Below are 22,022 nucleotides of genomic sequence, written 5' to 3' on the forward strand. Positions count from 1 at the left end.
CCGAGCAGCCGCCGCGGGCTAGAACCCGCCGAAGAAGCCGGCGTTGACGGTGTTCGAGGTGAAGCCCTTGGCCATCAGGTCGCCCGCGACGTCCTCGTCGTCGTGCTGCGGCTCGACGTCGAAGTCGACGACCCCGTTGGTCTGGTCGAACGGCTTGTCCTCCGTGAGGTGCACCCACGGCTTGTCCGCGAGCGATGACCGGTGCTTCCTGCGCACGCCGTGCCTCCTGGTGCGACCGGCGGTCGTGCCGCGGCCGAGATGCCGATCATGCTCCCGGGTGCGGGGGAGCGCCAGCGGTGGCCGCGAGCGGCGCGACGGCCGCCCCGCCCGGCGCGGTCGACGCCGCTCGCGTGCAGCGGGCCGACAGGGCGTAGCGGAGCAGCGCGACGTCCCCGATCGCACCGGCGTCGAGCAGCACCGCGCGGCTCGACGGGGCCCATCGGAAGCGGCCGTCGCCGACGAAGCGCGGGGCGCGGGAGTCCCCGACGAGCACCGGGGCGACCGACAGCTGCAGCTCGTCCGCGAGCCCGTCGGCGAGGAACTGCGTCAGGACCGCTCCGCCGCCCTCCACGAGTAGCCGGCCGACGCCGCGGGTCGCGAGGTCGCGGACGACGCGGTCCATCGACGGGCGCGGACCCGCATCGACGACGGTCGCGAGCGGCCCGAGCCGCCGGCCGAGTCGGCCCGCCGCGGCGTGGGCGCAGTAGACGACGCGGGCCGCGTCGCCCGCGGTGAAGAAGCGGGCACCCGGGTCGAGGGCTCCCGTGCCGGTCACCGTCACCCTGATCGGGGAGGGCTGGCGCCCCGCGGCGACCCGTGCGGCACGGAGGGCGGATGCGCGCACGAGCAGCCGCGGGTCGTCGCGCCGCACGGTCGTGGCGCCGACGAGGATCGCATCGCACCCGGCGCGCAGCGCGTCGACCCGAGCGAAGTCGAGATCGTTCGAGAGCCGAAGGCGCACGTCGGTGGCGTCGTCGAGGTACCCGTCGAGCGAGATGCAGCAGCTGAGCACGGTGTACGGGCGCTCGGTCATCGGGCCGCTCCGCTCCGGGCGCGCCGCACCGGGAGCCGCCTCGCTGCGGGGGTCAGCAGCGGGACGATCCCCGGGAGGACCGCGATCAGGGCGAGCGCCCCGTAGGCGACGCCGGCGCTGACACCCGCCGCCGTGCCCAACCCCGCCGCGGCGAAGACGACCGCGGCGGCACCTTCCCGTGCACCGAGGCCGCCGAACCCGATCGGTACGGCCATCGCCACCTGCACGGCGACAGCGAGCGGCAGGAGCCGACCCGGATCGGGAGGGGCCCCCGTCGCGACCGCCGCGAGCACGAGCACGCCCGCGTGCAGCAGCGCCACCGCCACGGACAGGACGATCACGAGCGCGAGCACGACGGGCCGCCGTGCCAGCCGCCGCAGGTCGGTGCGCAGCAGCCGTGCCGGGCCGGCCGTGGGTGCGCGTCCGCCACACGCGGCGAGCGCCGCCGCCACGAGCGCTGCGACCGCGAGGAGCACGATCCAGCCGGGAAGGCGGACCGGGGGAGGGAGGGCCGGGAGCGCCGCGGCGAGCAGCACCAGCTGCACGGCCTGGCCGGCACCCCGATCCCAGGCGACGACGCGCAGCCGGCGCAGACGCTCCCCGGCGGGGGCTCGGCGCAGCGCCCGCTCCACATCGCCCGTGACGCCGCCGGGCAGCACGGTGTTCAGCAGCTGCGACCGGTAGTACGCGGCGAACGCGGCGTCGAGGGGCAGGGGCGTCCCGAGGAGACGGCCGAGCGCCTGCCAGCGCAACGCGGACAGCAACGTCGTCAGCGCCGTCGCGGCGACGGCGGCGAGCACCACCGGCCCGGTGAGCCGTCGCAGGCCGTCGACGAACGGCGCGGCGCCGACGCGGACGAGGAGCAGGGCGAGCACCGCGACCCCCGCGCCGCGGATCGCCCAGCGCAGCGCGGCTCGGCATCCCGCGCTCACCGGATCGCCTTCTCCACCGCGGTCGCCGCGAGCGCATCGGCCACGGTCTCGGCGGTCGCCGCCCAGGTCCGCCGGCGCCCCGCGTGGTCGCGCGCCGCGGCGGTGAGGTGGTGCCGCAGGTCCGCACGGAGCAACCAGGCGCGCAGCGCCGCGGCGAGGCTCTCCGGATCCCCCGGCCGGACGAGGAGGGTCGCCGCAGGATCGACCGCTTCGCGGACCCCGCCCGTATCGGCGGCGATCACGGGGACGCCGCATGCGAGCGCCTCCGCGAGCACCATGCCGTAGCTCTCCGACCGCGACGGCAGCACCAGCACGTCCGCCCCCGCGTACAGGCCGGTGATCGGGTTGCCGGGCCGCGGTCCGGTGATCGCGACCCTGCCCGCGATGCCGGACGTGCCCGCGAGCGCCCTCAGCCGCTGCACGAACTCGGGCTCGCCCGGACCGACGAGCTCGCAGCGCCACTCCTGCCGCCGGAGGCCGCCGAGCGCGACGAGCAGCACGTCCTGCCCCTTGTGCGGCTGCAGGGCGGCGACGCACCGGATCCTCCTGCCGCTCGGCGAGGTGCTCACGAGCCGCGTCGGCCGCACCCCGGGCGGTGCGACCGCGACCGTCGTGCCGGGCGGCAGCAGCGCGCGCACCTGCGAGGCGGTCCACCGGCTCGACGTGACCACCGCCGGAGCGTGTCGCAGGCCCTCGAGCACGGTGCCGTCGCGCGGTGGCATGTGGAGCAGCGGCACGACGTGGTCGTGCGGCAGCGCCCCCTCCGCACCGGGCTGCTCGAGGAGCAGCCCGTCGAGGAGCACGGGCCGATCCGGGGCCGCAGCGATGAGCGCGGCCCGGAGCGCTCCCGGGCCGGGCGCGACCTCGATCAGGCGGCCGGACCATCCGGCGGCGCTCAGCGACGCGGCGAGCTCGACGTCGTACCGGTTCCCGCCGCTCGGCCGGCGGGGATCGTGCACCCCGGCGGGGACGAGGAAGGTGAACGCGCTCATCGGTCGCGCTCGTAGGTGGCCGAGGCGACGGGGGACTCGGCCAGCGTGACGGCGATCGCCTCGATCGCGCTCCCGTCGTCGCCGAGCGCACCGTCCGCGATGCGCTCGTGCAGGCGGTCCGCGACGACCCGGGCGAGCACCTCGGTCGTCGTGTTCACGCCCGCGAGCGCGGGATCGTCGTCGAGGTTGCGGCGGTCGAGCGGGTCGAGCACCGCCCGCAGCAGCGCGGCCGCCGCGGCGAGGTCGGCGACCGTGCCGTCCGGGCCGAGGGAGCGGCGGCGCAGCGTCGCGTCGACGACGTACGTGGCGCCGTGCAGGCGCTGGGCGGGACCGAAGGCATCGCCGGTGAGGCTGTGCGCGACCAGCACGTGGTCGCGGACCGTGATGCTGAACATGGCGTCATCCGCCTCCGTACTCGATCAGCTGGCAGAGGCCGTCGCTCCTGCCGCGGGCCATCTCGGCGAGGAGCGCCGGGAGCTCGTCGAACGGCCGCGCGGGGGCGAGCAGCGCGTCGAAGGCCGGGTCGCGCAGCAGCTCGAGCGCGAGGGCGAGCCGGTCGTGCGGCGTGCGGACGCCCCGTCGCGCGGGCGCCACGAGGCCCACCTGGCTCGACGCGATCGTGAGGCGTCGAGCGTGGAAGTCGCCCCCGAGGTGGACCGCGACCACGACGTCGCCGTACCAGCTGAGCTCGGCGACCGTCCCCTCGGTGCGCACCAGGGTGAGCGCGAGATCGAGCCCGGCGCCCGTCCCGCTCGCGTGGTACACCACGTCCTGCTCGCCCTCCGCGTCGTCGGGACCGCCGAAGCGAGCGCCCAGTGCCGCCGCCGTCCCGGCGCGGGCGGGGTCGATGTCGACGACCGTCACCGCGGTCGCGGGCTGCCGCACGGCCAGTCGCGCGACGCACGAGCCGATCAGGCCGCCACCCACGACGGTGATCCGGTCGCCGATCAGCGGCGGCACGTCCCAGAGCGCGTTCAGGGCGGTCTCGACGACGCCGGCGAGCACCGCGCGCCGCGGCGGGACCTCCGCCGGCACGGGGACGACCGCCGCGACGGGGAGGACGCTCGCGGTCTGGTGCGGTGCGAGGGCGAACACGGTGCGACCGAGGAGGGGGGCCGGCCCCTGCTCGACGATCCCCACGTTGAGGTAGCCGTACTTCACGGGTCCAGGCAGCTCGCCCTCCTGGAACGGCGCGCGCATCCGGGCCCGCTCCGAGGGCGGCACCCGTCCGCCGTGCACGAGCAGCTCGGTCCCGCGGCTGACGCCCGACCACCGCGTGCGGACGAGGACCTCGCCCGGGCCCGGATCCCGCGCCGGTTCCGAACGGATCTCGCCGATGCCCGGCTCGCGGATCCAGAACCCGCGTTCGCCGCCTGCCATCTCCGCTCCGATCTCCGTCGACCGCCGGTGAACCGCACGGCACAGCCGCTCGTGGTCCCTCTTGAAGAAGGAGACGAGATGCAGGGCTCTCCGGTTCGACACGGGATCGCGGCCGCGCTGCTCGCGCAGGCGTCGTCGCTCGCGCTGCTCCTCGGGACGGGCGGCGTCAGCCCCGCCGGAGCCGCCGCCGGCGCCGGCTACGCCGTGCTCTGCGCGGCCCTCATCGACCGCGGACTGCGGCGGAGCGGTGCCGTTCGCGTCGGCCCGGCGAACGCGGTGACCTGGGCGCGCTGCGTGCTCGTCGGCGCCGTCGTCGCGCTCGCCGTCGCTCCGCCGCCCGGCGCGGCGCTCCCGCTCGCCGCGCTCGCCGCCGTCGCGCTGCTGCTCGACGGGATCGACGGCCGGGTCGCCCGCGCCACGGGCACGGTCTCCGCCTTCGGCGCCCGCTTCGACATGGAGGTCGACGCCTCGCTCGTGCTCGCGCTGAGCGCCGCAGCCGCGCCGCGCGTCGGCACCTGCGTGCTGCTCGTCGGCGCGGCACGGTACCTCCTGCTCGTCGCGGCGCTGGTCGTGCCGCGACTGGCCGCCCCCACGCCGCCGCGACTCTGGCGCAAGGCCGTCGCCGCCGTGCAGGGGATCGTGCTCACGGCGGTGGCCTCCGGGCTGCTGCCACCGCCGCTCGCCGTCGGCGTGGCGGCTGCGGCAGCGCTCGCGCTCGCCTGGTCCTTCGGCACGCAGATCGCATCGCTGCTCGCGCCCGGGCCGACGCGGGCTCCCGTGGCCGCACCCGTCGATGCGTGACGCGCCTCGCCGCCCGAAGCGGTCGGCCCCGATCCTGCGTCGCGCGGGTCGCGTCGCCGCCGTGGGTGCGGTGACGGCCGCGCTCCTGGTCCCGGCGACGCTCGAGGAGCTGCGACCGGACGCGTTCCTCCGCCTGCCCGTCGAGGGGGTGGTGCTCGCCGCCCTGCTCACGGTGCTGCCGCGGCGGCTCGTGGCGCCCACGGCCGCCGGCGCCGGTGTGGTGCTCGCGCTGCTCACGCTCGTCAAGGCGGCGAACGCGGCCGTGGAGCCGAGCCTCGGCCGCCCTCTCGACCTCGTCTCGGACCTGCCCAGCCTCGGTTCGGGTGCCGGCGTGCTCGCCGATGCGCTCTCGGTGCCCGTCGAGGTGGTGCTCGCGGGCGCCGCGGTCGTCGCCGTGCTCGTGGTCGTCGCGCTCGTCGCGGCCGTGCGCGCGCTCGCCGCGGTCCTGCGGGAGCACCGCCCGAGCGCGCTGCGGGTGCTCGCCGCGCTCGCGGCCGCGTGGCTCGTGCTCGCCGCGGCCCGCACGCCGTTCGCGTCGGCCGGCACGACCGGGTTCGCCGCCGGCGTCGTCGGCCGCGCCGTCGCCTCCGCCTCCGCCGATCGCACCTTCTCGACCGCGCTGCGGAGCACGGATCCCGTGTCCTCCTCCTCCGGACTCGCGGCGGGTCCGCTGCGCGGCAAGGACGTCCTCGTCCTGTTCGTCGAGAGCTACGGCGAGGTGGCGGTGCACCGCTCCTCGATCGCCGGCGCGGTCGACGCCGCCCTCGCTGAGGACACCCGGCGCCTCGCCGCGGCGGGATGGTCGGCGCGCAGCGCGATGCTCACGTCGCCCACCTTCGGCGGCGTCAGCTGGCTCGCGCACGGGACCCTGCAGTCCGGCCTCTGGGTGCCGGACCAGCAGTCCTACGACCGGCTGCTCTCGAGCCGGCGCCTCACCCTCACGCGGGCCTTCGGCGAGGCCGGTTGGCGCACCGTCTCGGACGTGCCGTCGGACCGCGGAGCGTGGCCCGAGGGGCGGCGCTTCTACGGCTTCGATCGGATGCTCGACGCGACGAACGTCGGCTACCGCGGTCCGCGGTTCGGTTACGCGAGGATCCCGGACCAGTGGACGCTCGCGCACCTCGCCGCGACCGAGCTGGGCCCGGGGCACGCGCCGGTGATGGCGGAGGTCGACCTCGTGTCGTCCCACACCCCGTGGACCCCGCTGCCGCGCCTCGTCGACCCCGCGGCGCTCGGGGACGGCTCCGTGTTCGACCCGATGCCCGCGAAGGGCCTCGCGGCCGAGGTCGCGTGGCGGCGCCCCGAGACGGTGCGGGCCCTCTACGGCCGGTCGATCCGGTACTCCGTCGACGCGGTCACCCGCTTCGTCGCCGCAGCGCACGAGCGTGATCTGGTGGTGCTGATGGTCGGCGACCATCAGCCCGCCCGGATCGTGAGCGGTGACGGGGCGAGCCACGACGTGCCCGTCTCGCTGATCGCATCCGACCCGGCTGTCCTCAGCGCGGTGACCACCTGGCACTGGTCGGCAGGGCTGCGGCCGTCCGACACGAGGCCGGTCTGGCGGATGGATGCGCTCCGGGACCGGTTCCTGGGCGCCTTCGACCGCGAGTAGGCGCCGCTCGCATGCACCTGGCGATCCGCTCCCGTACAGTGGTAAGGAAAGCCTTACCTCAGAAGAAGGAGCAGCACGTGAACTTCGGTAGCACCTTGGCCCTCGGCGCCGTCGCAGGCGGCACGATCGTCCTCGGCCTGCCCGTCGGTCGCATCAAGGCGCCGGCGCAGTCGCTGCGGGTGCTGCTCAGCGCGGGCGCCGTCGGCGTGCTGCTGTTCCTGGTCTGGGATGTGCTCACCGCGGCATGGGAGCCGATCGACGCGGAGCTGAGCGGCGCGACGCACACCGGCTCGCTCGCGGGACTGGCGGTGCTCTTCGTCCTCGGGATCAGCGCGGGACTGCTCTCGGTCGTCTCGTACGAGCGCTTCCTCAACCGTCGACGCGCCGCGGCGACGGACGGCATCCAGGCGAGCCGGCCACTCGCGGTGCTCGTCGCGATCGGCATCGGCGTGCACAACCTCGCCGAAGGCCTCGCGATCGGCCAGTCCGCAGCGGCTGGAGCGCTCGGGCTGATGGTCGTGCTCGTCGTCGGCTTCGCGCTGCACAACGCCACCGAGGGATTCGGCATCGTCGCGCCGCTCGCCGCCGACGCCCAGCGGCCCTCCTGGGGCTTCCTGCTGCTGCTCGGCGCCATCGGCGGCGTGCCGACCTTCCTCGGTACTGCGATCGGCTGGGCGTACTCGAGCACCGTGCTCAGCGTGCTGTTCCTCTCGCTGGCAGCCGGATCGATCCTCTACGTGATCATCCAGCTGCTCGGCATCGCCGCCCGCGCCCACCGCAACGACCTCGTCGCGTACGGGGTGCTCGCCGGTCTCTTCGCGGGGTTCGCCACCGACGCGATCGTCACGCTCGGCGGGGCGTAGAGACCGCTCCGGCGTCCGATCGCCCCATCGCCCGCGCGATGCGCTCCAGCTCCGCGAGATGCGCGGAGGGCTCCGCCCCGATGTCCGCGCCACCGTTCCGCTCCAGCAGGGCGAAGGTCTGCCCGCCGTGCCAGACGGTGTCGCTGAGCACGTGCAGGGCCACCGCCAGCAGCGTGACGTGCGGACGCGGCCACCACGGCACGAATCCCGGGGCGTCGAGCGGCAGCTCGGCGATCGCCCGGTCGGACCGGGCCCCGGCCGCCTCGTACCGCTCGACGACCTCGGCCCTGCTCTCGTGCTCGGCCGCCCACAGGTGCGCGTCGACCGCGGCGTCGTCGCGCCAGTCGGGCAGCCCGGCGACCGGCCGCTCGAACACCGGGCCGAAGTAGTACGCCTCCCACAGCGCGACGTGCTTGACGACCCCGAGCAGGTTCGTGCCGCTCGGATCGAGCGGTCTGCGGACCTCGTACTCGGAGCGCCCGTCGAGCTGCGTCACGAGCGCCTGCCGCGCGTCGCGGAGCTCGTGCAGGAGGGCGTCCTTCGCGTCGTCGTCGTCCACGGCGCCATCGTGGCATCACGGTCGCCCCCCGAGCCGCCGGCGGCCGGGGAACACCCGGGGCCCCGGTAGGGTTCCGCTGCCATGAGCCTCCACGACGTCGCCCTGACCACGATCGACGGGCGGGAGACGTCCCTCGCCGAGTACGCGGGGGAGACGATCCTCGTGGTCAACGTCGCGTCACGCTGCGGCCTCACGCCGCAGTACGAGCAGCTCGAGGCGCTGCAGCGGCGCTACGCCCACCGCGGCTTCACCGTGCTCGGCTTCCCGAGCGATCAGTTCGCGCAGGAGCTCGACAGCGAGGCGGCGATCGCCGAGTACTGCAGCACCACCTGGGGCGTCTCGTTCCCGATGTTCGCCCGCGTCGCGGTGAACGGGCAGGACCGGCATCCGTTCTTCGCCGAGCTCACGAAGGCCGCGGACCTCGACGGCGAGGCGGGGGACGTGCGGTGGAACTTCGAGAAGTTCCTCCTGACGCCGGATGGTCGGACCGTGCGGTTCCGCTCGGCCGTGCGACCCGACGACTCAGCGATCACGGACCGCATCGAGGCGGCCCTCCGGTCGGCCGCCTGATCCGAAGCACGAGACGAGGGGACGACGATGGCGGGAACCGATCGGCGGCAGGCGGCGCGGGCCCACGCGGCCGAGCAGCGCCGGCAGGAGCAGCGGCGGCGCGCACGGCGGCGCGGCATCACGATCGCGGCGATCGTCGCGGCTGCGGTCGCGGTGCTCGGCGGTGGCACCGCCGCGATCGTCGCCGCCACGGCGTCGCCGGCCGCGAACGCGGACGGCCGCACCAGCCCTCCGCCGTGGAGCGCCCCCGCCGACGTCGAGGCCCGTGTGAAGGCCGCCGGCCTCGGGATGCTGACCGCCGAGGGCACCGCGCTGCACATCCACCAGCACCTCACGGTGACGGTGGACGGCAAGGCCGTCCAGGTGCCGGCCTTCATCGGCATCGATGAGCAGGCGCAGCGCATCTCGGCCGTCCACACCCACGACGCGTCCGGCATCATCCACGTCGAGTCGCCCGAGGTGCGCACCTTCCACCTCGACCAGGTCTTCGCCGAGTGGGACGTGCGTCTCGCGAAGCACGCGATCGGCCCGTACGTGGACGGGAAGGACGGTGCGACGTTGACGGTGTTCGTGAACCAGCACCGCTACACGGGCGATCCGCGGTCGATCGCGCTCACCGGGCACGAGGACATCGACCTCGTCGTCACCCACGGCGCGGCGACGCCGCAGCCGCCCGCGAAGTTCGTCTGGCCGAAGGGGCTGTGAACGGCGGGCGCCGCCGGGGGCGCCGCGCGGGTAGCAGGGCGCGACGGCAGGTCGGTCACCGCCGTTCCCCTGCTCGTCGGCGGGCAGGGCCGACCTCGCGCCCTCCCCTGCCGCGATGTCGTGCCCGGAGGCCAGACTGCGGGGGACCCACCCGAGCAGAGGAGCGCCGATGTCGACCGTCTTGAACCCCTACATCAGCTTCCGCGGCAACGCCCGCGAGGCGATGGAGTACTACCGGGACGCCCTCGGCGGCGACCTCGAGCTCGCCACCTTCAAGGACTTCCACGCCTCAGAGGACCCGAGCGACGACGACCTGGTCATGCACGCGAAGCTCACGACGAGGAGCGGGCTGGTGCTCATGGGCGCGGACCGGCCGGATCGCATGCCGTACACGCAGGGCGACAGCATCGCGGTCTCGCTCGGCGGCGAGGAGCGGGCCGAGCTGCAGGGCTACTGGGACGGCCTCGCCGAGCGCTCGACGGTGCTGCAGCCGCTCGAGGCGTCGCCCTGGGGCGACCGCTTCGGCATGCTCGTCGACCCCTACGGAGTGACCTGGCTGGTGAACATCGCCGCCTCGGCCGCCTGAGCGGGCCCCTGAGACGCGGCGGGTCCGTCCGTGAACCCGTCCGACGGCCGGGTCGCCCTCCGCGCCTGGTCGAGGGACGACGCACCGTTCATGGCGGAGGCGTTCGCGGATCCGGGAATCCGTCGGTACAACGGCCCGCACGACCGGGAGGGGCGTCCCGCGGCGCCGCTGACGCCGGCGGGCGCCGAAGCGACCATCGACCGGTTCACCGAGGACTGGCAGCGGTTCCAGGCCTCGGGAACGGCCGCTGGCGTGGCGTTCGTGGTCGCGGACGCCGGCTCCGGGGCCGCGGCGGGGTGCTGCGGCGTCGACAGCTGGAACGACGAGGACGTCGCGCAGATCGGGTACTGGATCGCCCCCTGGGCACGCGGCCGCGGCTTCGCGACCCGCGACGTCGTCCTGCTCACGGCCTGGCTGTTCGAGCGGGGAGCAGCCCGCGTCGTCCTGACGATCGTCAGCGGCAACGAGGGGTCCGCCGCCGTCGCCCGTCGAGCGGGATACCTGTACGAGGGCACCATGCGCTCGCACGCCGTGTGGCAGGGCCAGCGATGCGACGTGCTCTGGTTCGCCGCGCTGGCCGACGAGTGGCGCGAGCCGTTCCGCCGGGACTGAGGCGCGACGGCCGCCGCAGGAACGGGAAGGACCGCCGCCTCCCGGGGCCTCGGCAAGGGGCTCCGGCCGGCGTCGAGCCCTCGCTTCTCCCCCGCGCCTGACGGCCCTTCGGACGTACACTTCGCGCGAGGTTCCCGCGACGTCCGGCGGCGCCCGCGACACGCGGCCCGGTGAGGTGATGCGTGGCTCCCTACGACGCGGACGGGGTCGGGCCCGCGGATGCGGGCCGGCGCGCGGTGCCCACCCGCGAGGTCGCCGGCAGCGCACCCGTCCGCCGCCGCGCGCACGTGCTGGCTCGCGGCTCGGACTGGCGGTTCGTCCTCTTCCGCGCGCTGCTCGGCTTCGACCGCCAGCGCGGCGTGGACTCGGCGGCCGCGCTGACGTACCTGTCGTTCCTCGGGCTGTTCCCCATCACGCTGTCGGCCGTGTCCGCGCTCGCGCTCATCACCGGCAGGCCCGGCGCCGACCGGATCATCCTGGAGGTGATCTCCGCCGTCGCCCCGCCCGCCGGGGTCGAGGCCCTCAGCGGGCCGCTCAGCCAGCTCTCGAGCATCCCGTTGCCCGGGCTGGCGCTCGCGATCGGCGTCGTCCTCACGCTCTGGACGATCTCGGCGTACGCGGCGTGCTTCGGTCGGGTGCTGAACGGCTTCTACGAGGTGGCGGAGGGCCGTTCGTTCTGGCGGACGCGCGTGAACGGGTTGCTGCTGAGCGTGCCCCTCGGCGCGGGCGGAGCCGTGGTGGCGACGATCGTGCTGACCACGCCGCGGATCGGCACGGCGGTCGCCGACGCGGCGCAGGTGGACCCGCCGTTGAACGTCGCCTGGCAGATCGGCAAATGGCCTGTCCTGCTCGTCGTGCTGGCGCTCATGCTCGGCGCCCTGTACCGCTGGACGCCGAACGTGCGTCGCCGCAGCGCGAGTCCGATCAGCTACGGCGCGTTCATCGCGATCGGTGGATGGGCGATCTTCAGCACCGGCTTCGCCGTCTACGCGGCGGGCATCGGTCGCTACCGGGTGTACGGCTGGTTGACCGGCGCGCTCGTCATCACGCTGTGGCTCTATCTGTCGAACCTGGTGCTCGTCTTCGGCGCGAGCATCGATACCGAGGTGGTGCGGCTGCGCCAGCTGCGGCAGGGCATCGAGGCGGAGGTCCTGATCCAGGTGCCGCTGCGGGACCAGACGCACAACCTGCGGATCGCGCAGCGGGTGGCGGCGGCCGAGGCCGCAGGGCGCCAGATCCGGCTCGGCGAGGACTACCCGCGCAGGGAGCGGATCCGGCTCGCGCGAGAGGCGGCGGAGCGCGCGGAGCAGGAGCGTCGCGCCCGACTCGACCCGTTCCGCGGTACGCCGTCGCTCGGCCGGGCCCGCGGCGCGCCCCCCGACGCCGACCACCGGGACACCGGTCCGACGACCGCGCTCGCCGACGATGCCGGAGATGGAGAGCGTGACCACTGATCGGTGCTTCGGGTCACGTGTCCTGAACGGCGTGCCGTTCTTGTGCCTGGTGCGTGCAGTCGCTCGGTGACGCCGGATCGGAAGGTCGCGATTCCGGGTGCCCTAGCGCCTGGCGAACGCGGCCACCTCCTCGAGCCGATCCGACCCGACGCGCACGGTGATGGTGTCGCTCGGACCCGTCAGGTGCACGGGCGCGTCGAACACGGCCTCGTAGAGGGAGCCCGACCTGCGCTCCGCCGGCGCGACCGCTACCGCGCGGACGAGACGTGGCCACCCCTGGCGGTCGGCGCCCTCCGGAGATCGTGCTCCCGGGAGCGCGCGAAGCGTGTCCGGCGTGGTTCGGAACCGGAGCGTGGTGCAGCCCTGGGCCACGAGGGAGAGATCGCGATCCGATTGCACGACCACGACGATGCCGCCCGCCGAGTCGGCGAAGCTGTGCACCCGGCTCACAAGGATCTCCGGCGCAGACATGGCGAGACGGTAACCGGCGGCCTCCGCCCCGGGAGGGGTCCAAAGGCTGGGCCGTGCTCCTGGCGGTGCGGCAACGTCTGCACCCGCGGCGGAGCCGCTCCGGGCCCCCGAGCCGAGATCGGTCGACAGACCGGTCTTCGGTACCTGGACACGGCGCGCCGAGCGGTGGACCATGCGCTCAGCAGCGGCACCGACGGGGCGGCCTCTCCGATCCGCGTGACGCGATGGGCGGGAGGGCGACGTCGATGACGACGACCGAGCAGCAGGGCGGTAGTGAGGTGCCCAGGGTCGACGCACGCTCGGCGCCGGACCGTGACGAGATCGTCCGGGTGGTGCAGCAGTACGTGGCGGGGTTCGGTGGGCACGACACCGGGCTGTTCCGCCGGGCGTTCCATCCCACGGCTCGGATCTTCTTCACCTGGCCCGACGGCCGGCTCTTCGAGAACCTCATCGCCGAGGAGTTCGAGGGATGGGCGGCGTCGGATGTCACCGCTTCCGGTCGGGTGCTGTCGTTGACCCAGGCCGGGGACGTCGCGACCGTGCTGCTCGCGTTCGACCAGACCGACTCCAACAACTGGGTGGACGCGCATTCCCTGCTCCGCCTCGGCGGCGAGTGGAAGATCATGAACAAGACCGCCACGCACGCCACCCGCGCGGGTTGGGCGGGAGTACCGGCCAGGCGTCAGGGCGATGAACCGCAGGGTGCCGAGCCGCGGTTCGGCCTCGGGGCTGCACCCGATCGAGACGCGATCGCCCGCGTCGTGCATCTCTACACCGACGGGATGGGCGCAGACGACGAGGCGATGTTCCGAGAGGCGTTCCACCCTCACGCCCGCATCTCGTACACGAACGCCGAGGGCGAGCTCCACGAGGGACCGATGACGGAGGGCTACGAGCCCTGGGCGCACTGGCCGACACCGATCAGCGGACGGATCGTCGCTCTCACCCAAGCCGGGGACCTCGCGACCGTGGTCCTGGGCTTCGATGCGCCGGGCGGGCCGGAGGACTCGTGGCTGGACGTGCACTCGCTCCTCCGGATCGACGGCATCTGGCAGATCGTGAACAAGACCGCGACGCATGCCACCCGGGGGGACTGGGCAGGGAAGCGGCTCGCCTAGGAGCGCCGGGAGCCAGCGGGCCCGGGTGAGCCTGCTCTGTGCCGCTCCGCCCGTGCGACCGTCGTCACCGGCCCAGGGGCGAAAGGAAAAGCCCCGGTCGCCCGGGGCTTTCGAGGGTGGCTCCGACGGGCGTCGATCCCGTGACCTCTCGATTTTCAGAGGCCGCCGAGGGTGACGGCGAGTTATCGATAGATGGCGAGAGCGCCCACTGATCAGGAGTTCGGGTGCAGCCGACATATCGTGTCGGCGCACTGGATAGCGCGGCGTGTCGCGAGAAGTGTGCCTGTTTTGTGCCTGGTCCTAGGGTCTGCTCCCTGACGCGAGATCGAAAGGTCGGTCGGATTCGCGGTAGCCGACCTACTCGAGCCAGGGCAGCACCGGCCTAAGCGGGCCGTCGGGGAGAGGTCGCCCGCTTACGCTCGCGGCGCATGCCGGCCAGACTCACCCAGATCCCGGCCATGGCGAGGAACCCCGCTCCCTCGTAGGCAGACCTGCCTTCAGCCGGGGGCAGCATCGCGGGTGCGGCCATGAGCAGCACGGCGACCGCAAGCATGAGTGCCCACCAGCGGAGGATCGGGTGCACGCGGACGGCGCCGCGCACTGCCCTCCAGCCGCCGCCGGAGCGGGCGATAGCGAGCCCGAGCCAGCCACCTACGAGTGCGACGACGGCCGCGAGCAGCACAGCTGGGAGCGTGCCGCTCGAGGGTTCACCGTAGAGCACGGCGTGGTCCAGGGCGGAGTACCCGATACGCGCGCAGATCACGGTCGCAATGCCGGCGACCCAGATCGTCCGGTGCGCCGCGAGCCGGAGCACCGCGGCGGCTTCCCATGCGTTGGGGTTCCGGCCGAGTTCGTCGCGTGAGGGACGCCACGCCCGCCATGGCGCCAGCCGGCGGATCGAGATCAACGCGAGCCCGCGCTTCGCTTCGTCGTCCGCGGGATTGATCGCGAGGCTGCGCTCGAAGGTCCGGCGGGCCTCGTCGAGGCGGCGCATGCGCGCCTGGACCCACCCGAGCGCGTTGTGGGTGTCCGGGATATCAGGACTGATGCGAACCGCCTGCTCGGCGGCCCTCAGCGCGCGGCGGTCCGCACGACCCACCGTCACCGCTACGTTCGCTCGGTTGGCGTGCGCCTCCCAGGCGGACGGATTCATCTCGACGGCACGGTCAGCGGCACGGATGGCCGCCCTGGCTCGCCCGCGTCGGCTGAGGGCGATCGAGAGCAGGCGTACCGGCCACTCGAACTCCGGCGCGAGGGCAGCAGCACGGCGCGCCGCGCTCTCGGCGCCCAGATCATCGCGGTTCCGCAGCGCGATGATCGCACTCATACACAGGGCGCGGACGTCCTCGGGCTCCTGGGCCAGATGCGCAGCGATCCGGGCTGCCGCTTCTGCCGGACGGTTCAGCTCGAGGTAGCGCTCCGCGAGCGCGACTGCGTCGCTCATCGCCGGCTCCGCTTCCGCTGGGCGAGGTAGCGCTTCAAGTCGGCGTGGGTGCCGTCGTCCTCACCGAACTCGAGGACGGTCCTCGCCGACTCCAGCCAAGGGCCCGTCGACGGGGTGATCGCGCGGACGGCGGTGTCGAGGTCTCGCACGCTGATCGGCCGGGCCGTGCCAGTGCGCACGCTGTCGAGCAGCGCGATCTCGGCGGCGCTCTCGACGACGTGGGCGAGATCGGCGCCGGAGAAGCCCTCGGTCGCATTGGCGAGTCGACGCGTGTCGATCGCTTCCGCGGGGCGAGCCGCGATGCGGTCGCGCAGGATCGCTTCCCTCGCTTCAAGGTCGGGTGGCAGCACGAGGAGTGTGCGGTCGAGGCGGCCGGGGCGTCGCAGCGCGGGGTCCACGTCCCACGGTTGGTTCGTGGCGGCCAGCACGAAGACGCCTTCGTTCTCTGCGCCGATCCCGTCCATCTCCTGCAGCAACTCGTTCACGACGCCGCGCAAGCCGGAGCCGCGCGTCTGCGACCGGCGTTGCCCGATGGCGTCCAGCTCGTCGATGAAGAGCACGCACGGTGCTGCGGCGCGAGCCGCGTCGAACGCCGCGCGAAGGTTGCGTTCACTTGCGCCGACCCATTTGTCGAGCACGTCGGCGATGCCGATCGACAGAAACCCTGCGTCGAGCTCGCCGGCCAGCGCCTTGGCGAGAAAGGTCTTTCCACATCCGGGAGGGCCGTAGAGCAGCAGGCCACCACGGAGGCTCTTGCCGTAGAGGGCGCGGAGCTCGGGGTTCCTCAACGGCGCGAGGAAGGCGGCCTCGATGCGCTGCTTCACCTCGCGCATGCCGCCGACGTCGGCGAGGCGTGTCGCCGGACGCTCGATGTCGAACCGGTCGTCCCGTGTCGATACGGGGGAGAGGTCGAACTCCGCGGCGTGCCAATCGAATTCGTCACGCTCCGGCTGCATCGGTCCCGGTACGGAGGTCTCCGAGGCATCGATCGGGGCCGAAGCAGGGCCGGACATGGGTGTGGGCACCTCGACATCCGACGGCGCGAGGAGCATGGCGAGCAGCTGCCGGGCGTCCGTGTTGCGCGGGTCGACTGCGAGGACGGCCGCCACCACGGCCACGGCTTCGTCGGCACGCTCCCGGTCGCCCGCCTTGTGCAAGAGGCGTGCCAGGTGAAGCCGAAGCGACACCTGCTCGGGATTCGCCGTCACTGCGACCCGGAGCGCATCGATCAGTGATTCATCCACGCGGCGAGGCTAGGTAAGCGGTCATCCAATCGCACGACCCCTGACCGGGGAGCGAGGCTGGATTGGCTGCGCGGCTCCGCAGCCGCTTTGAAGCGCCGTCACTGAGTCACCGCGCGGGCCCGCAGGTGGGTTAGCGGCGGCCCAGGTCGCTGAAACGGATGAGCAGACGCGTCCTCTGGCTCTCGATCGGCAGGACTACGCCGTGCTCAGCCCGACATATCGGGTCGTGGCGCACCGTTAAATGGCCTGTCGCGAGATCGAGAGGTCGTGGTGACCGAGCACGAGAGTGGCGTGCGCTCCTGCCCGGTCGACCCATCCAGTGGCACGTGTTCAGGGCTTGTCTCGGTGCGCTGTTGTCAAGGGTGGTCAGGGCCGCGGCCGAACTACGGTCTCCAGGAACGCCGCCTCACGACTCGACGGGGCTTTTGGACTCGGCCTGCCTGAGCGCGAGAGCGGACACGAGAAGTGCGGTCCCGGCGGTGGCAGCAAGGACGATGGCCAGTGGCGGGGTCCCGGTGATCCCGAACAGTCCGGGCATCGGGGAGACAGTTGCGGCGAAGGCGAACGTGGTGAATCCGTAGACGGACGTCGCGGTCCCGGCCTGATCCGCCTGGTTCTCGAGCGCCGTACTCGCTGCCGCGGGAAAGCAAGCGCCGCAGGCGGCTGCGAAGGCCCAAAGGCATGGAGCGACTCCGTCGATGCCGAGGCGCTGAGCGGGGACGAGCGCGATGGCCACGATCAGAGCCAGTGAGGTGGCTGCCAGGAGCACGGGACGAGCGCCGACGCGCTTCACGAGGGCGGCCCCGGCCTGCACGCCGCCGATCAGAGCGACGGTGGCGACGAGGAAGACCGCGGCGAACTGAGGAGGGTTGAGCCCCAGGACGGTGCGCAGCAGAAGCGGGGATGCTGCTACGTAGGTGTAGACGCTGGCGTAAGTGCAGGCGCCGATCACGGTGGCGGCACCAAACTGCCGGTCGCTAAGCACTGCTCTCAGTCGATACGCAGGTGGACGACTGGACGGGACGAGGGTCTCCGGGACCGTGGTCGCGACGGCGAAGAGAAGCCCGATGCCGGTCAGTGTGAGCAGGACGAAGAGCCCGCGCCAGCCGATGAGGGGGAGCAGGAGGGCCCCGGTCACGGGGGCCAGCAGCGGCGTCGTGGTCGTGATCAGAACCACTCTGCTGAGCAGAGTGACGAACCGGTCGTTCTCCGTGAGGTCCCGCACGATGGCCAGCACGAGCACCGCCCCTCCGGCCGCGCCGATGCCCTGCGCGACCCGTCCCACCAGCAGGGCTTCAATCGACGGCGCCGTAGTACAGGTGATCGCGCCTGCGATGTAGAGGCCGGTGGCGAGCAGCAGCGGACGTCTGCGTCCGACCCGGTCGCTCCAGGTTCCGACAACCGCTTGGCCGAGCGCGAAACCGGCAGTCATCGATGCGAGTGTCAGCTGCACTCCGAGATCGGTCAGGCCGAAGTCACGTTGCAACTCGGGGAACGCCGGCACGTAAAGGTCGATGGAGACCGGTCCAAGCGCATCGACGAGCCCGAGCACCACGATCAGCCGTACGCGTATGGGAAACCGCGGTCGTGCGGGTTTGCTGCTCATTCCACTCCGGACACCGGTCATTGCGGATGACTGGTGTCGACCTTGGCAGCGCGAAGGTGTTCCGGTCAACCGCTTACGGTGGAAGTGAGAGGAGTCGCGTGGATGTGACCGTTCCTGCGCCAGCGGCGGTGGTGCGCGATTTCGTCAACAGCTTCGAGCCGCAGACGGACGAGGAGTCGTGGGGAACGCCCGCCGCGCTGCAGCAGTGGCTCGCTGATCACGAGTACTCCGTTGGTCCCGATGGGCTCGACGCACTGTGCTTGCAGCGCGCGAAGGATCTGAGGGAGGGACTGCGGAGCCTGCTGATGCAGCACGCGGGGCACGAAGCAAGCCACGCTGCGGTGGAGCGGATGCAGTCTGTGCTGGCCTCCCTAGCGCCCATGACCTCGCTCGGGCTCGGTGGCACCGTGCTCGTTTCGGCCGGCGACACCACCTTCGACCTCGTGGTCCTGCGCCTGCTCGAGGCCGTCCGCCGATGCGAGACCGCCGGGATCTGGGACCGACTGAAAGCGTGCGAACGCTCCAGCTGCCTATGGGCCTACTACGACACCTCTCGCAACCGCTCACGGCGATGGTGCTCGATGGAGGGCTGCGGCAACGTCCTCAAGATGCAGCGCAGGGCAGCCAGAACCTCCACCGGAACCGCCCGGCATTGAGCGCTGGACCCCGACTTTTCAGATGATCGAAGCTTGATCGAAGCTCATTTCGCGACGTAGGTCTGGAGCCCGGATCCGCTGTCGACGAAGATCCTGTGGCGGGCGATCTCGAAGCTTCCCCCGCCGCTGTTGATCGTGCCGGCCTCGGTCGTGAAGCTGCGGGTCGCACCTGTCACCTCGTCGAGCGCGGCGATCTGCCCGGGTGAGAGCGTGTCGCGGGCGAGGAACACCCACACGATCCCGTTCTCGACGACTGGTGCGGCGTTCGGGTTGGTGTAGGTGAAGTTCGGGCTGGTTCCGGTCACGGCGAAGGTGTGGGTCCAGTAGGTCGTCCCGGTGGTGAGGTCGACCGCGCTGACGCTGGCCGCGCCGGGCTGCCACGGGATGTCGGTGAAGAAGCCCACGTGCCCGTCGAAGGCGATGGGCAGTCTGCTGGGCGCCAGTTTGCGGACGAACACCCCGGTCGCCGCGTTCAGCACTGTGGTCATGCGAGTCGGTGCCCAGCTGCCGGGGATGTAGAGCAGGCCGCCGTGGAGCTGCGGAACGCGACTGTTCGTGCCGTCGCCGGTGTTGTACCTCCAAAGGCGCTTCCCCGTGAGGTCGAACGCCTCGATGTCTCCACCGCAGCTGAAGTAGATGCGGGTGCCGGCCATCATGGATTGGCAGTCGCCGCCCCATATCTGCGTCATCAGGTCGAAGCGGTTCTTGCCGGTCTTAGCGTCCTGCGCGTAGTTCTGGTACACCACGAGGCCGTTGCCCGCCGAGAGCTGGATGCCGAGGCCGCCGACGTAGTCCGTGGTCCAGAGGCGGGTGCCGGTGACGATGTTGAAGGCGTACAGGTACGACTGGCTGGCGACGTACACGTTGGTGCCGTCCGAGACCATGCCGGTGACGGCGTCGATGTAGTGGTAGGGGTTCGTCGCGGCGCTGATCGAGTGCTGCCACACCTTTACGCCGGTATCGGAGCGGTAGGCCGCGACGTAGCCGCACTCGTACTCGCGGTACGCCACGACCGTGTAGTAGCCGGCGGTGGCGGACGCGACAGCGTTCGTGTCGCCCGATGAGGGGCACACCGGTGGCTCGGAGTGCCAGCTCGGCTTGATCGCGGCGCCGAGGGAGTCGGCGAGCTGCGCGTTCTGGCCTGCGGAGTCGATGCCCGGCCCGACGGTCTTCGTGCCTCCCGTCGGATACGGCAGATGGGTCGGAACTATGCCGGTCGTCGTGGCGGATGCCGGCAGCCCGGACATCAGCGAGACGGTCGCGGTCAGAACCAGCGCGACGAGAGCGGTGCGGCGGACGAGGGGAGACATCGCGCTCCTGGGGAAGGCGGCAGTGCCAAGGTCGGACAGCGCCGACACGGGTGGGTGGCCCGCAGTTCCGGAGCCTAGAGGAATTGCGGAACCTTCAGCCAGGAATTGCACAGGTCACCTGACGGCGCTCCGACAACCCAGGCTGCATTAGCCGGAGTTCAAGTCAGGTCCTCCCGGATGGGTGTCGATTCGACGCGCACAGAAGTGAAGACCCCTCGCAAGACCCCTCGTGAGATGCCTCGTTCGGTGCGATGGGTCTTGCGAGGGGTCTTGGTGCGTCTTGCCCTGTCCTGGCCTGCCACCTCGGCTGGCGCCGCTCCCGAACCACCCACACACAACTTGAAGTTGTGAGCGGGTGGTTCGGGAGTGCAGGTGGCAGGCCAGAACAGGGCAAGAGAAGAAATGAAAGGGGGAGAGCGGAAAGGGCGGGATGGGCAAAGGGGGACGGTGCAGAAGTGTCAGGTGGAGTGACGAGGAGTGGTGAGCGAGCGGAAATGGGGCGATGGTCGGAGGAGCGTGATCGGGTGCGGTCGTAGGGCTGGTGAGCGGAGGGGCGAAGCGGCGGTGGACGAGGTGCAGGTGGTGCGTGTCCGTCGAGGGTGCGGGCGATGAGCGGAGCGATCGAGCGGTATACGACGGCGACGGGTGAGGTGCGCTACTCGGTCCGCTATCGGAAGCCGAATCGGCAGCAGGCGCGGAAATCGGGCTTTCGCACGAAGCGGGACGCGCAGGCCTATCTCGCGGCGCAGACGACGTCCAAGGAGCGCGGCGACTGGATCGATCCGAGCCTCGCGAGGACGACGGTGGGTGAGTGGGCGGTCAGCTGGTACGCGAGCAAGGCGGCTCGCAAGGCCACCACGCTGTCCGGGTACCGCCACTCGCTCGACAAGCACGTGCTGCCGCGGTGGAAGGACGTACGGCTGTCCGAGGTCACGCACGAGGACGTGCAGGCGTGGGTAGTCGGCCTTAGCCGGCACCTCGGGCCCTCGGCGGCTCGGCAGACGTTCCTCGTGCTGCGGATGATGCTCGCCTATGCCGTGCGCAGCCAGCGGCTCAGCCGGAACGTCTGCGATGGCGTCGAGCTGCCGAAGCTCGTGCAGGCGGAGCGCGCCTACCTCTCGCACGCTCAGGTCACCCGTCTCGCGGCCGAAGTCGGCAGCGATGGGGACATCGTCCGGTTCCTCGCTTATACCGGCCTGAGGTGGGGGGAGATGGCCGCACTCAAGGTGGGCCGGATCGATTTCGCCCGCCGGCGCCTCGAGGTCGCCGAGGCGGTCGCGGATCCCCGCGGTGTGCTCGTGTGGTCGACGCCGAAGACGCACGAGCGGCGCATGGTCGCGTTTCCGGCGCTGCTCGTGCCGCTGCTGCAGGCGAGGTGCACGGGCAAAGCCCGCGAGGCGCTCGTGTTCTGCGGCGCCGACGGCGGCGTGCTGCGGAACGGCAACTGGCGGCAGCGCGTCTTCGATCCGGCGGTCCGTCGTGTGCGAGCCCTTGACGAGACGTTCCCGAAGGTCACGCCGCATGGGCTCCGGCACACCGCCGCATCCCTCGCGATCTCGGCAGGCGCGAACGTGAAGGCGGTGCAGCGGATGCTCGGCCACAAGTCGGCTGCGATGACGCTCGACACCTACGCGGCGCTCTTCGACGACGACCTCGAGTCCGTCGCGGACGCACTGGATCGCGTGGCGTCGCAAGAGGGTGTGCCTGATTTGTGCCTGCTCGCGCCCTCGGCGGCCGCGCACATGCCCGCAAGCAAAAGAAAAAGCCCCGGTCGCCCGGGGCTTTCGAGGGTGGCTCCGACCGGCGTCGATCCGGTGACCTTTCGATTTTCAGTCGAACGCTCTACCAACTGAGCTACAGAGCCATGGCGCGACACCTTCCGGTGCCGCTTCCGCGACCCTGACGGGACTTGAACCCGCGACCTCCGCCGTGACAGGGCGGCACGCTAACCAACTGCGCTACAGGGCCTTGCATGTGGTGAACCTTCGCCCGTTGGCTGTGACCCCAACGGGATTCGAACCCGTGTTATCGCCGTGAAAGGGCGACGTCCTAGGCCGCTAAACGATGGGGCCGA

At 72.2% G+C, this 22,022-nt stretch carries 22 protein-coding genes, 3 tRNA genes and 1 pseudogene; 11 read left to right on the forward strand and 15 right to left on the reverse strand.

The window, feature by feature from the left end:
• Positions 1 to 18: 18 nt before the first annotated feature.
• From QDR37_RS07350 to QDR37_RS07375, 6 genes are read right to left on the reverse strand one after another with little or no spacing between them, the layout of a single operon-like run.
• The gene (locus QDR37_RS07350; protein ID WP_279712969.1) at positions 19 to 216 is read right to left on the reverse strand and encodes a hypothetical protein; all 198 of its coding nucleotides are present in this window, start codon (positions 214 to 216) and stop codon (positions 19 to 21) included.
• Positions 217 to 265: 49 nt separating this feature from the next.
• Positions 266 to 1,033: a dihydrofolate reductase family protein gene (locus QDR37_RS07355; protein ID WP_279712970.1), complete on the reverse strand. Its 768-nt coding sequence runs from the start codon at positions 1,031 to 1,033 to the stop codon at positions 266 to 268.
• The gene (locus QDR37_RS07360; RefSeq protein ID WP_279712971.1) at positions 1,030 to 1,965 is read right to left on the reverse strand and encodes a lysylphosphatidylglycerol synthase domain-containing protein; all 936 of its coding nucleotides are present in this window, start codon (positions 1,963 to 1,965) and stop codon (positions 1,030 to 1,032) included. The genes QDR37_RS07355 and QDR37_RS07360 overlap by 4 nt, the downstream gene beginning before the upstream one ends.
• The gene (locus tag QDR37_RS07365; RefSeq protein WP_279712972.1) at positions 1,962 to 2,957 is read right to left on the reverse strand and encodes a glycosyltransferase; all 996 of its coding nucleotides are present in this window, start codon (positions 2,955 to 2,957) and stop codon (positions 1,962 to 1,964) included. Before QDR37_RS07365 ends, QDR37_RS07360 begins: the two co-directional genes overlap by 4 nt.
• A complete protein-coding gene (locus QDR37_RS07370) occupies positions 2,954 to 3,352 on the reverse strand; it encodes a 6-carboxytetrahydropterin synthase (RefSeq protein ID WP_279712973.1) in 399 nt (132 codons plus the stop codon). The genes QDR37_RS07365 and QDR37_RS07370 overlap by 4 nt, the downstream gene beginning before the upstream one ends.
• A gap of 4 nt (positions 3,353 to 3,356) precedes the next feature.
• Positions 3,357 to 4,337 carry a zinc-binding alcohol dehydrogenase gene (locus QDR37_RS07375; protein WP_279712974.1) on the reverse strand — a complete coding sequence of 327 codons (981 nt, stop codon included), beginning with the start codon at positions 4,335 to 4,337 and terminating at the stop codon, positions 3,357 to 3,359.
• A 78-nt stretch (positions 4,338 to 4,415) separates the two neighbouring features.
• Between QDR37_RS07375 and QDR37_RS07380 the strand changes: the two genes are divergently transcribed.
• The 3 genes from QDR37_RS07380 (at position 4,416) to QDR37_RS07390 (ending at position 7,613) form a co-directional block, all read left to right on the forward strand.
• Entirely contained in the window at positions 4,416 to 5,138 is a 723-nt protein-coding gene (locus QDR37_RS07380) for a CDP-alcohol phosphatidyltransferase family protein (RefSeq protein WP_279712975.1), read from the forward strand.
• Positions 5,139 to 5,199: 61 nt separating this feature from the next.
• Positions 5,200 to 6,750 (forward strand): CDP-alcohol phosphatidyltransferase, encoded by a 1,551-nt coding sequence (locus QDR37_RS07385; RefSeq protein ID WP_279712976.1) that lies wholly within the window; start codon positions 5,200 to 5,202, stop codon positions 6,748 to 6,750.
• A gap of 77 nt (positions 6,751 to 6,827) precedes the next feature.
• Positions 6,828 to 7,613, forward strand: a complete 786-nt coding sequence (locus QDR37_RS07390) for a ZIP family metal transporter (protein ID WP_279712977.1) — start codon at positions 6,828 to 6,830, stop codon at positions 7,611 to 7,613.
• On the opposite strand, the gene QDR37_RS07395 is transcribed toward QDR37_RS07390, so the two are convergent.
• Positions 7,594 to 8,172, reverse strand: a complete 579-nt coding sequence (locus tag QDR37_RS07395; protein ID WP_279712978.1) for a DUF664 domain-containing protein — start codon at positions 8,170 to 8,172, stop codon at positions 7,594 to 7,596. The two genes, QDR37_RS07390 and QDR37_RS07395, sit on opposite strands and share 20 nt — an antisense overlap.
• A gap of 81 nt (positions 8,173 to 8,253) precedes the next feature.
• On the opposite strand from QDR37_RS07395, the gene QDR37_RS07400 reads away from it, so the two are divergent.
• The 5 genes from QDR37_RS07400 to QDR37_RS07420 all read left to right on the forward strand — a co-directional run bounded on the left by QDR37_RS07400 (position 8,254) and on the right by QDR37_RS07420 (position 12,099).
• On the forward strand, positions 8,254 to 8,742 hold the full coding sequence (locus QDR37_RS07400) for a glutathione peroxidase (protein ID WP_279712979.1): 489 nt from the start codon (positions 8,254 to 8,256) through the stop codon (positions 8,740 to 8,742).
• Between the two features lie 27 nt (positions 8,743 to 8,769).
• Complete coding sequence (locus QDR37_RS07405; RefSeq protein WP_279712980.1) at positions 8,770 to 9,447, forward strand: hypothetical protein; 678 nt, start codon at positions 8,770 to 8,772, stop codon at positions 9,445 to 9,447.
• A gap of 169 nt (positions 9,448 to 9,616) precedes the next feature.
• Positions 9,617 to 10,033, forward strand: a complete 417-nt coding sequence (locus tag QDR37_RS07410; protein WP_279712981.1) for a VOC family protein — start codon at positions 9,617 to 9,619, stop codon at positions 10,031 to 10,033.
• A 30-nt stretch (positions 10,034 to 10,063) separates the two neighbouring features.
• Entirely contained in the window at positions 10,064 to 10,645 is a 582-nt protein-coding gene (locus QDR37_RS07415; RefSeq protein WP_279712982.1) for a GNAT family protein, read from the forward strand.
• Positions 10,646 to 10,827: 182 nt separating this feature from the next.
• Complete coding sequence (locus QDR37_RS07420; RefSeq protein ID WP_279712983.1) at positions 10,828 to 12,099, forward strand: YihY/virulence factor BrkB family protein; 1,272 nt, start codon at positions 10,828 to 10,830, stop codon at positions 12,097 to 12,099.
• Between the two features lie 102 nt (positions 12,100 to 12,201).
• Here the strand turns inward: QDR37_RS07420 and QDR37_RS07425 are convergent, their stop codons facing one another.
• Positions 12,202 to 12,570: a hypothetical protein gene (locus tag QDR37_RS07425; protein ID WP_279712984.1), complete on the reverse strand. Its 369-nt coding sequence runs from the start codon at positions 12,568 to 12,570 to the stop codon at positions 12,202 to 12,204.
• A 245-nt stretch (positions 12,571 to 12,815) separates the two neighbouring features.
• Here QDR37_RS07425 and QDR37_RS07430 point away from each other — a divergent pair, with 245 nt between their 5' ends.
• A complete protein-coding gene (locus tag QDR37_RS07430) occupies positions 12,816 to 13,688 on the forward strand; it encodes a nuclear transport factor 2 family protein (protein ID WP_279712985.1) in 873 nt (290 codons plus the stop codon).
• A gap of 382 nt (positions 13,689 to 14,070) precedes the next feature.
• Here QDR37_RS07430 and QDR37_RS07435 read toward each other — a convergent pair whose 3' ends face one another.
• From QDR37_RS07435 to QDR37_RS07445, 3 genes are all read right to left on the reverse strand, one after another.
• Complete coding sequence (locus QDR37_RS07435) at positions 14,071 to 15,132, reverse strand: tetratricopeptide repeat protein (protein ID WP_279712986.1); 1,062 nt, start codon at positions 15,130 to 15,132, stop codon at positions 14,071 to 14,073.
• Positions 15,129 to 16,376, reverse strand: a complete 1,248-nt coding sequence (locus tag QDR37_RS07440) for an ATP-binding protein (RefSeq protein WP_279712987.1) — start codon at positions 16,374 to 16,376, stop codon at positions 15,129 to 15,131. The genes QDR37_RS07435 and QDR37_RS07440 overlap by 4 nt, the downstream gene beginning before the upstream one ends.
• A 406-nt stretch (positions 16,377 to 16,782) precedes the next feature.
• A complete protein-coding gene (locus tag QDR37_RS07445) occupies positions 16,783 to 17,982 on the reverse strand; it encodes a Bcr/CflA family efflux MFS transporter (RefSeq protein WP_279712989.1) in 1,200 nt (399 codons plus the stop codon).
• A 98-nt stretch (positions 17,983 to 18,080) separates the two neighbouring features.
• Here QDR37_RS07445 and QDR37_RS07450 point away from each other — a divergent pair, with 98 nt between their 5' ends.
• Positions 18,081 to 18,638 (forward strand): CGNR zinc finger domain-containing protein, encoded by a 558-nt coding sequence (locus QDR37_RS07450; protein ID WP_279712990.1) that lies wholly within the window; start codon positions 18,081 to 18,083, stop codon positions 18,636 to 18,638.
• 44 nt (positions 18,639 to 18,682) lie between these two features.
• Here QDR37_RS07450 and QDR37_RS07455 read toward each other — a convergent pair whose 3' ends face one another.
• A complete protein-coding gene (locus QDR37_RS07455) occupies positions 18,683 to 19,948 on the reverse strand; it encodes a PQQ-binding-like beta-propeller repeat protein (protein ID WP_279712992.1) in 1,266 nt (421 codons plus the stop codon).
• Between the two features lie 608 nt (positions 19,949 to 20,556).
• Here QDR37_RS07455 and QDR37_RS07460 point away from each other — a divergent pair.
• A pseudogene (locus tag QDR37_RS07460) lies at positions 20,557 to 21,582 on the forward strand (tyrosine-type recombinase/integrase); the annotation flags it as partial.
• 157 nt (positions 21,583 to 21,739) lie between these two features.
• Here QDR37_RS07460 and QDR37_RS07465 read toward each other — a convergent pair.
• From QDR37_RS07465 to QDR37_RS07475, 3 genes are all read right to left on the reverse strand, one after another.
• Positions 21,740 to 21,812 (reverse strand) — tRNA-Phe (locus QDR37_RS07465).
• A 30-nt stretch (positions 21,813 to 21,842) separates the two neighbouring features.
• Positions 21,843 to 21,916: transfer RNA gene (locus tag QDR37_RS07470), tRNA-Asp, on the reverse strand.
• A 31-nt stretch (positions 21,917 to 21,947) separates the two neighbouring features.
• Positions 21,948 to 22,020, reverse strand: a tRNA-Glu gene (locus QDR37_RS07475).
• Between the last annotated feature and the right edge of the window lie 2 nt (positions 22,021 to 22,022).

The organism is Amnibacterium sp. CER49 (assembly GCF_029846255.1).
Taxonomy (GTDB): domain Bacteria; phylum Actinomycetota; class Actinomycetes; order Actinomycetales; family Microbacteriaceae; genus Amnibacterium.

Bases quoted from the DNA above. Each gene is read 5' to 3' on its own strand.
- QDR37_RS07355 (WP_279712970.1), bottom strand. From the start codon at position 1,033: ATGACCGAGCGCCCGTACACCGTGCTCAGCTGCTGCATCTCGCTCGAC.
- QDR37_RS07365 (WP_279712972.1), bottom strand. From the start codon at position 2,957: ATGAGCGCGTTCACCTTCCTCGTCCCCGCCGGGGTGCACGATCCCCGC.
- QDR37_RS07370 (WP_279712973.1), bottom strand. From the start codon at position 3,352: ATGTTCAGCATCACGGTCCGCGACCACGTGCTGGTCGCGCACAGCCTC.
- QDR37_RS07375 (WP_279712974.1), bottom strand. From the start codon at position 4,337: ATGGCAGGCGGCGAACGCGGGTTCTGGATCCGCGAGCCGGGCATCGGC.
- QDR37_RS07380 (WP_279712975.1), top strand. From the start codon at position 4,416: ATGCAGGGCTCTCCGGTTCGACACGGGATCGCGGCCGCGCTGCTCGCG.
- QDR37_RS07400 (WP_279712979.1), top strand. From the start codon at position 8,254: ATGAGCCTCCACGACGTCGCCCTGACCACGATCGACGGGCGGGAGACG.
- QDR37_RS07405 (WP_279712980.1), top strand. From the start codon at position 8,770: ATGGCGGGAACCGATCGGCGGCAGGCGGCGCGGGCCCACGCGGCCGAG.
- QDR37_RS07410 (WP_279712981.1), top strand. From the start codon at position 9,617: ATGTCGACCGTCTTGAACCCCTACATCAGCTTCCGCGGCAACGCCCGC.
- QDR37_RS07425 (WP_279712984.1), bottom strand. From the start codon at position 12,570: ATGTCTGCGCCGGAGATCCTTGTGAGCCGGGTGCACAGCTTCGCCGAC.
- QDR37_RS07430 (WP_279712985.1), top strand. From the start codon at position 12,816: ATGACGACGACCGAGCAGCAGGGCGGTAGTGAGGTGCCCAGGGTCGAC.
- QDR37_RS07435 (WP_279712986.1), bottom strand. From the start codon at position 15,132: ATGAGCGACGCAGTCGCGCTCGCGGAGCGCTACCTCGAGCTGAACCGT.
- QDR37_RS07445 (WP_279712989.1), bottom strand. From the start codon at position 17,982: ATGAGCAGCAAACCCGCACGACCGCGGTTTCCCATACGCGTACGGCTG.
- QDR37_RS07455 (WP_279712992.1), bottom strand. From the start codon at position 19,948: ATGTCTCCCCTCGTCCGCCGCACCGCTCTCGTCGCGCTGGTTCTGACC.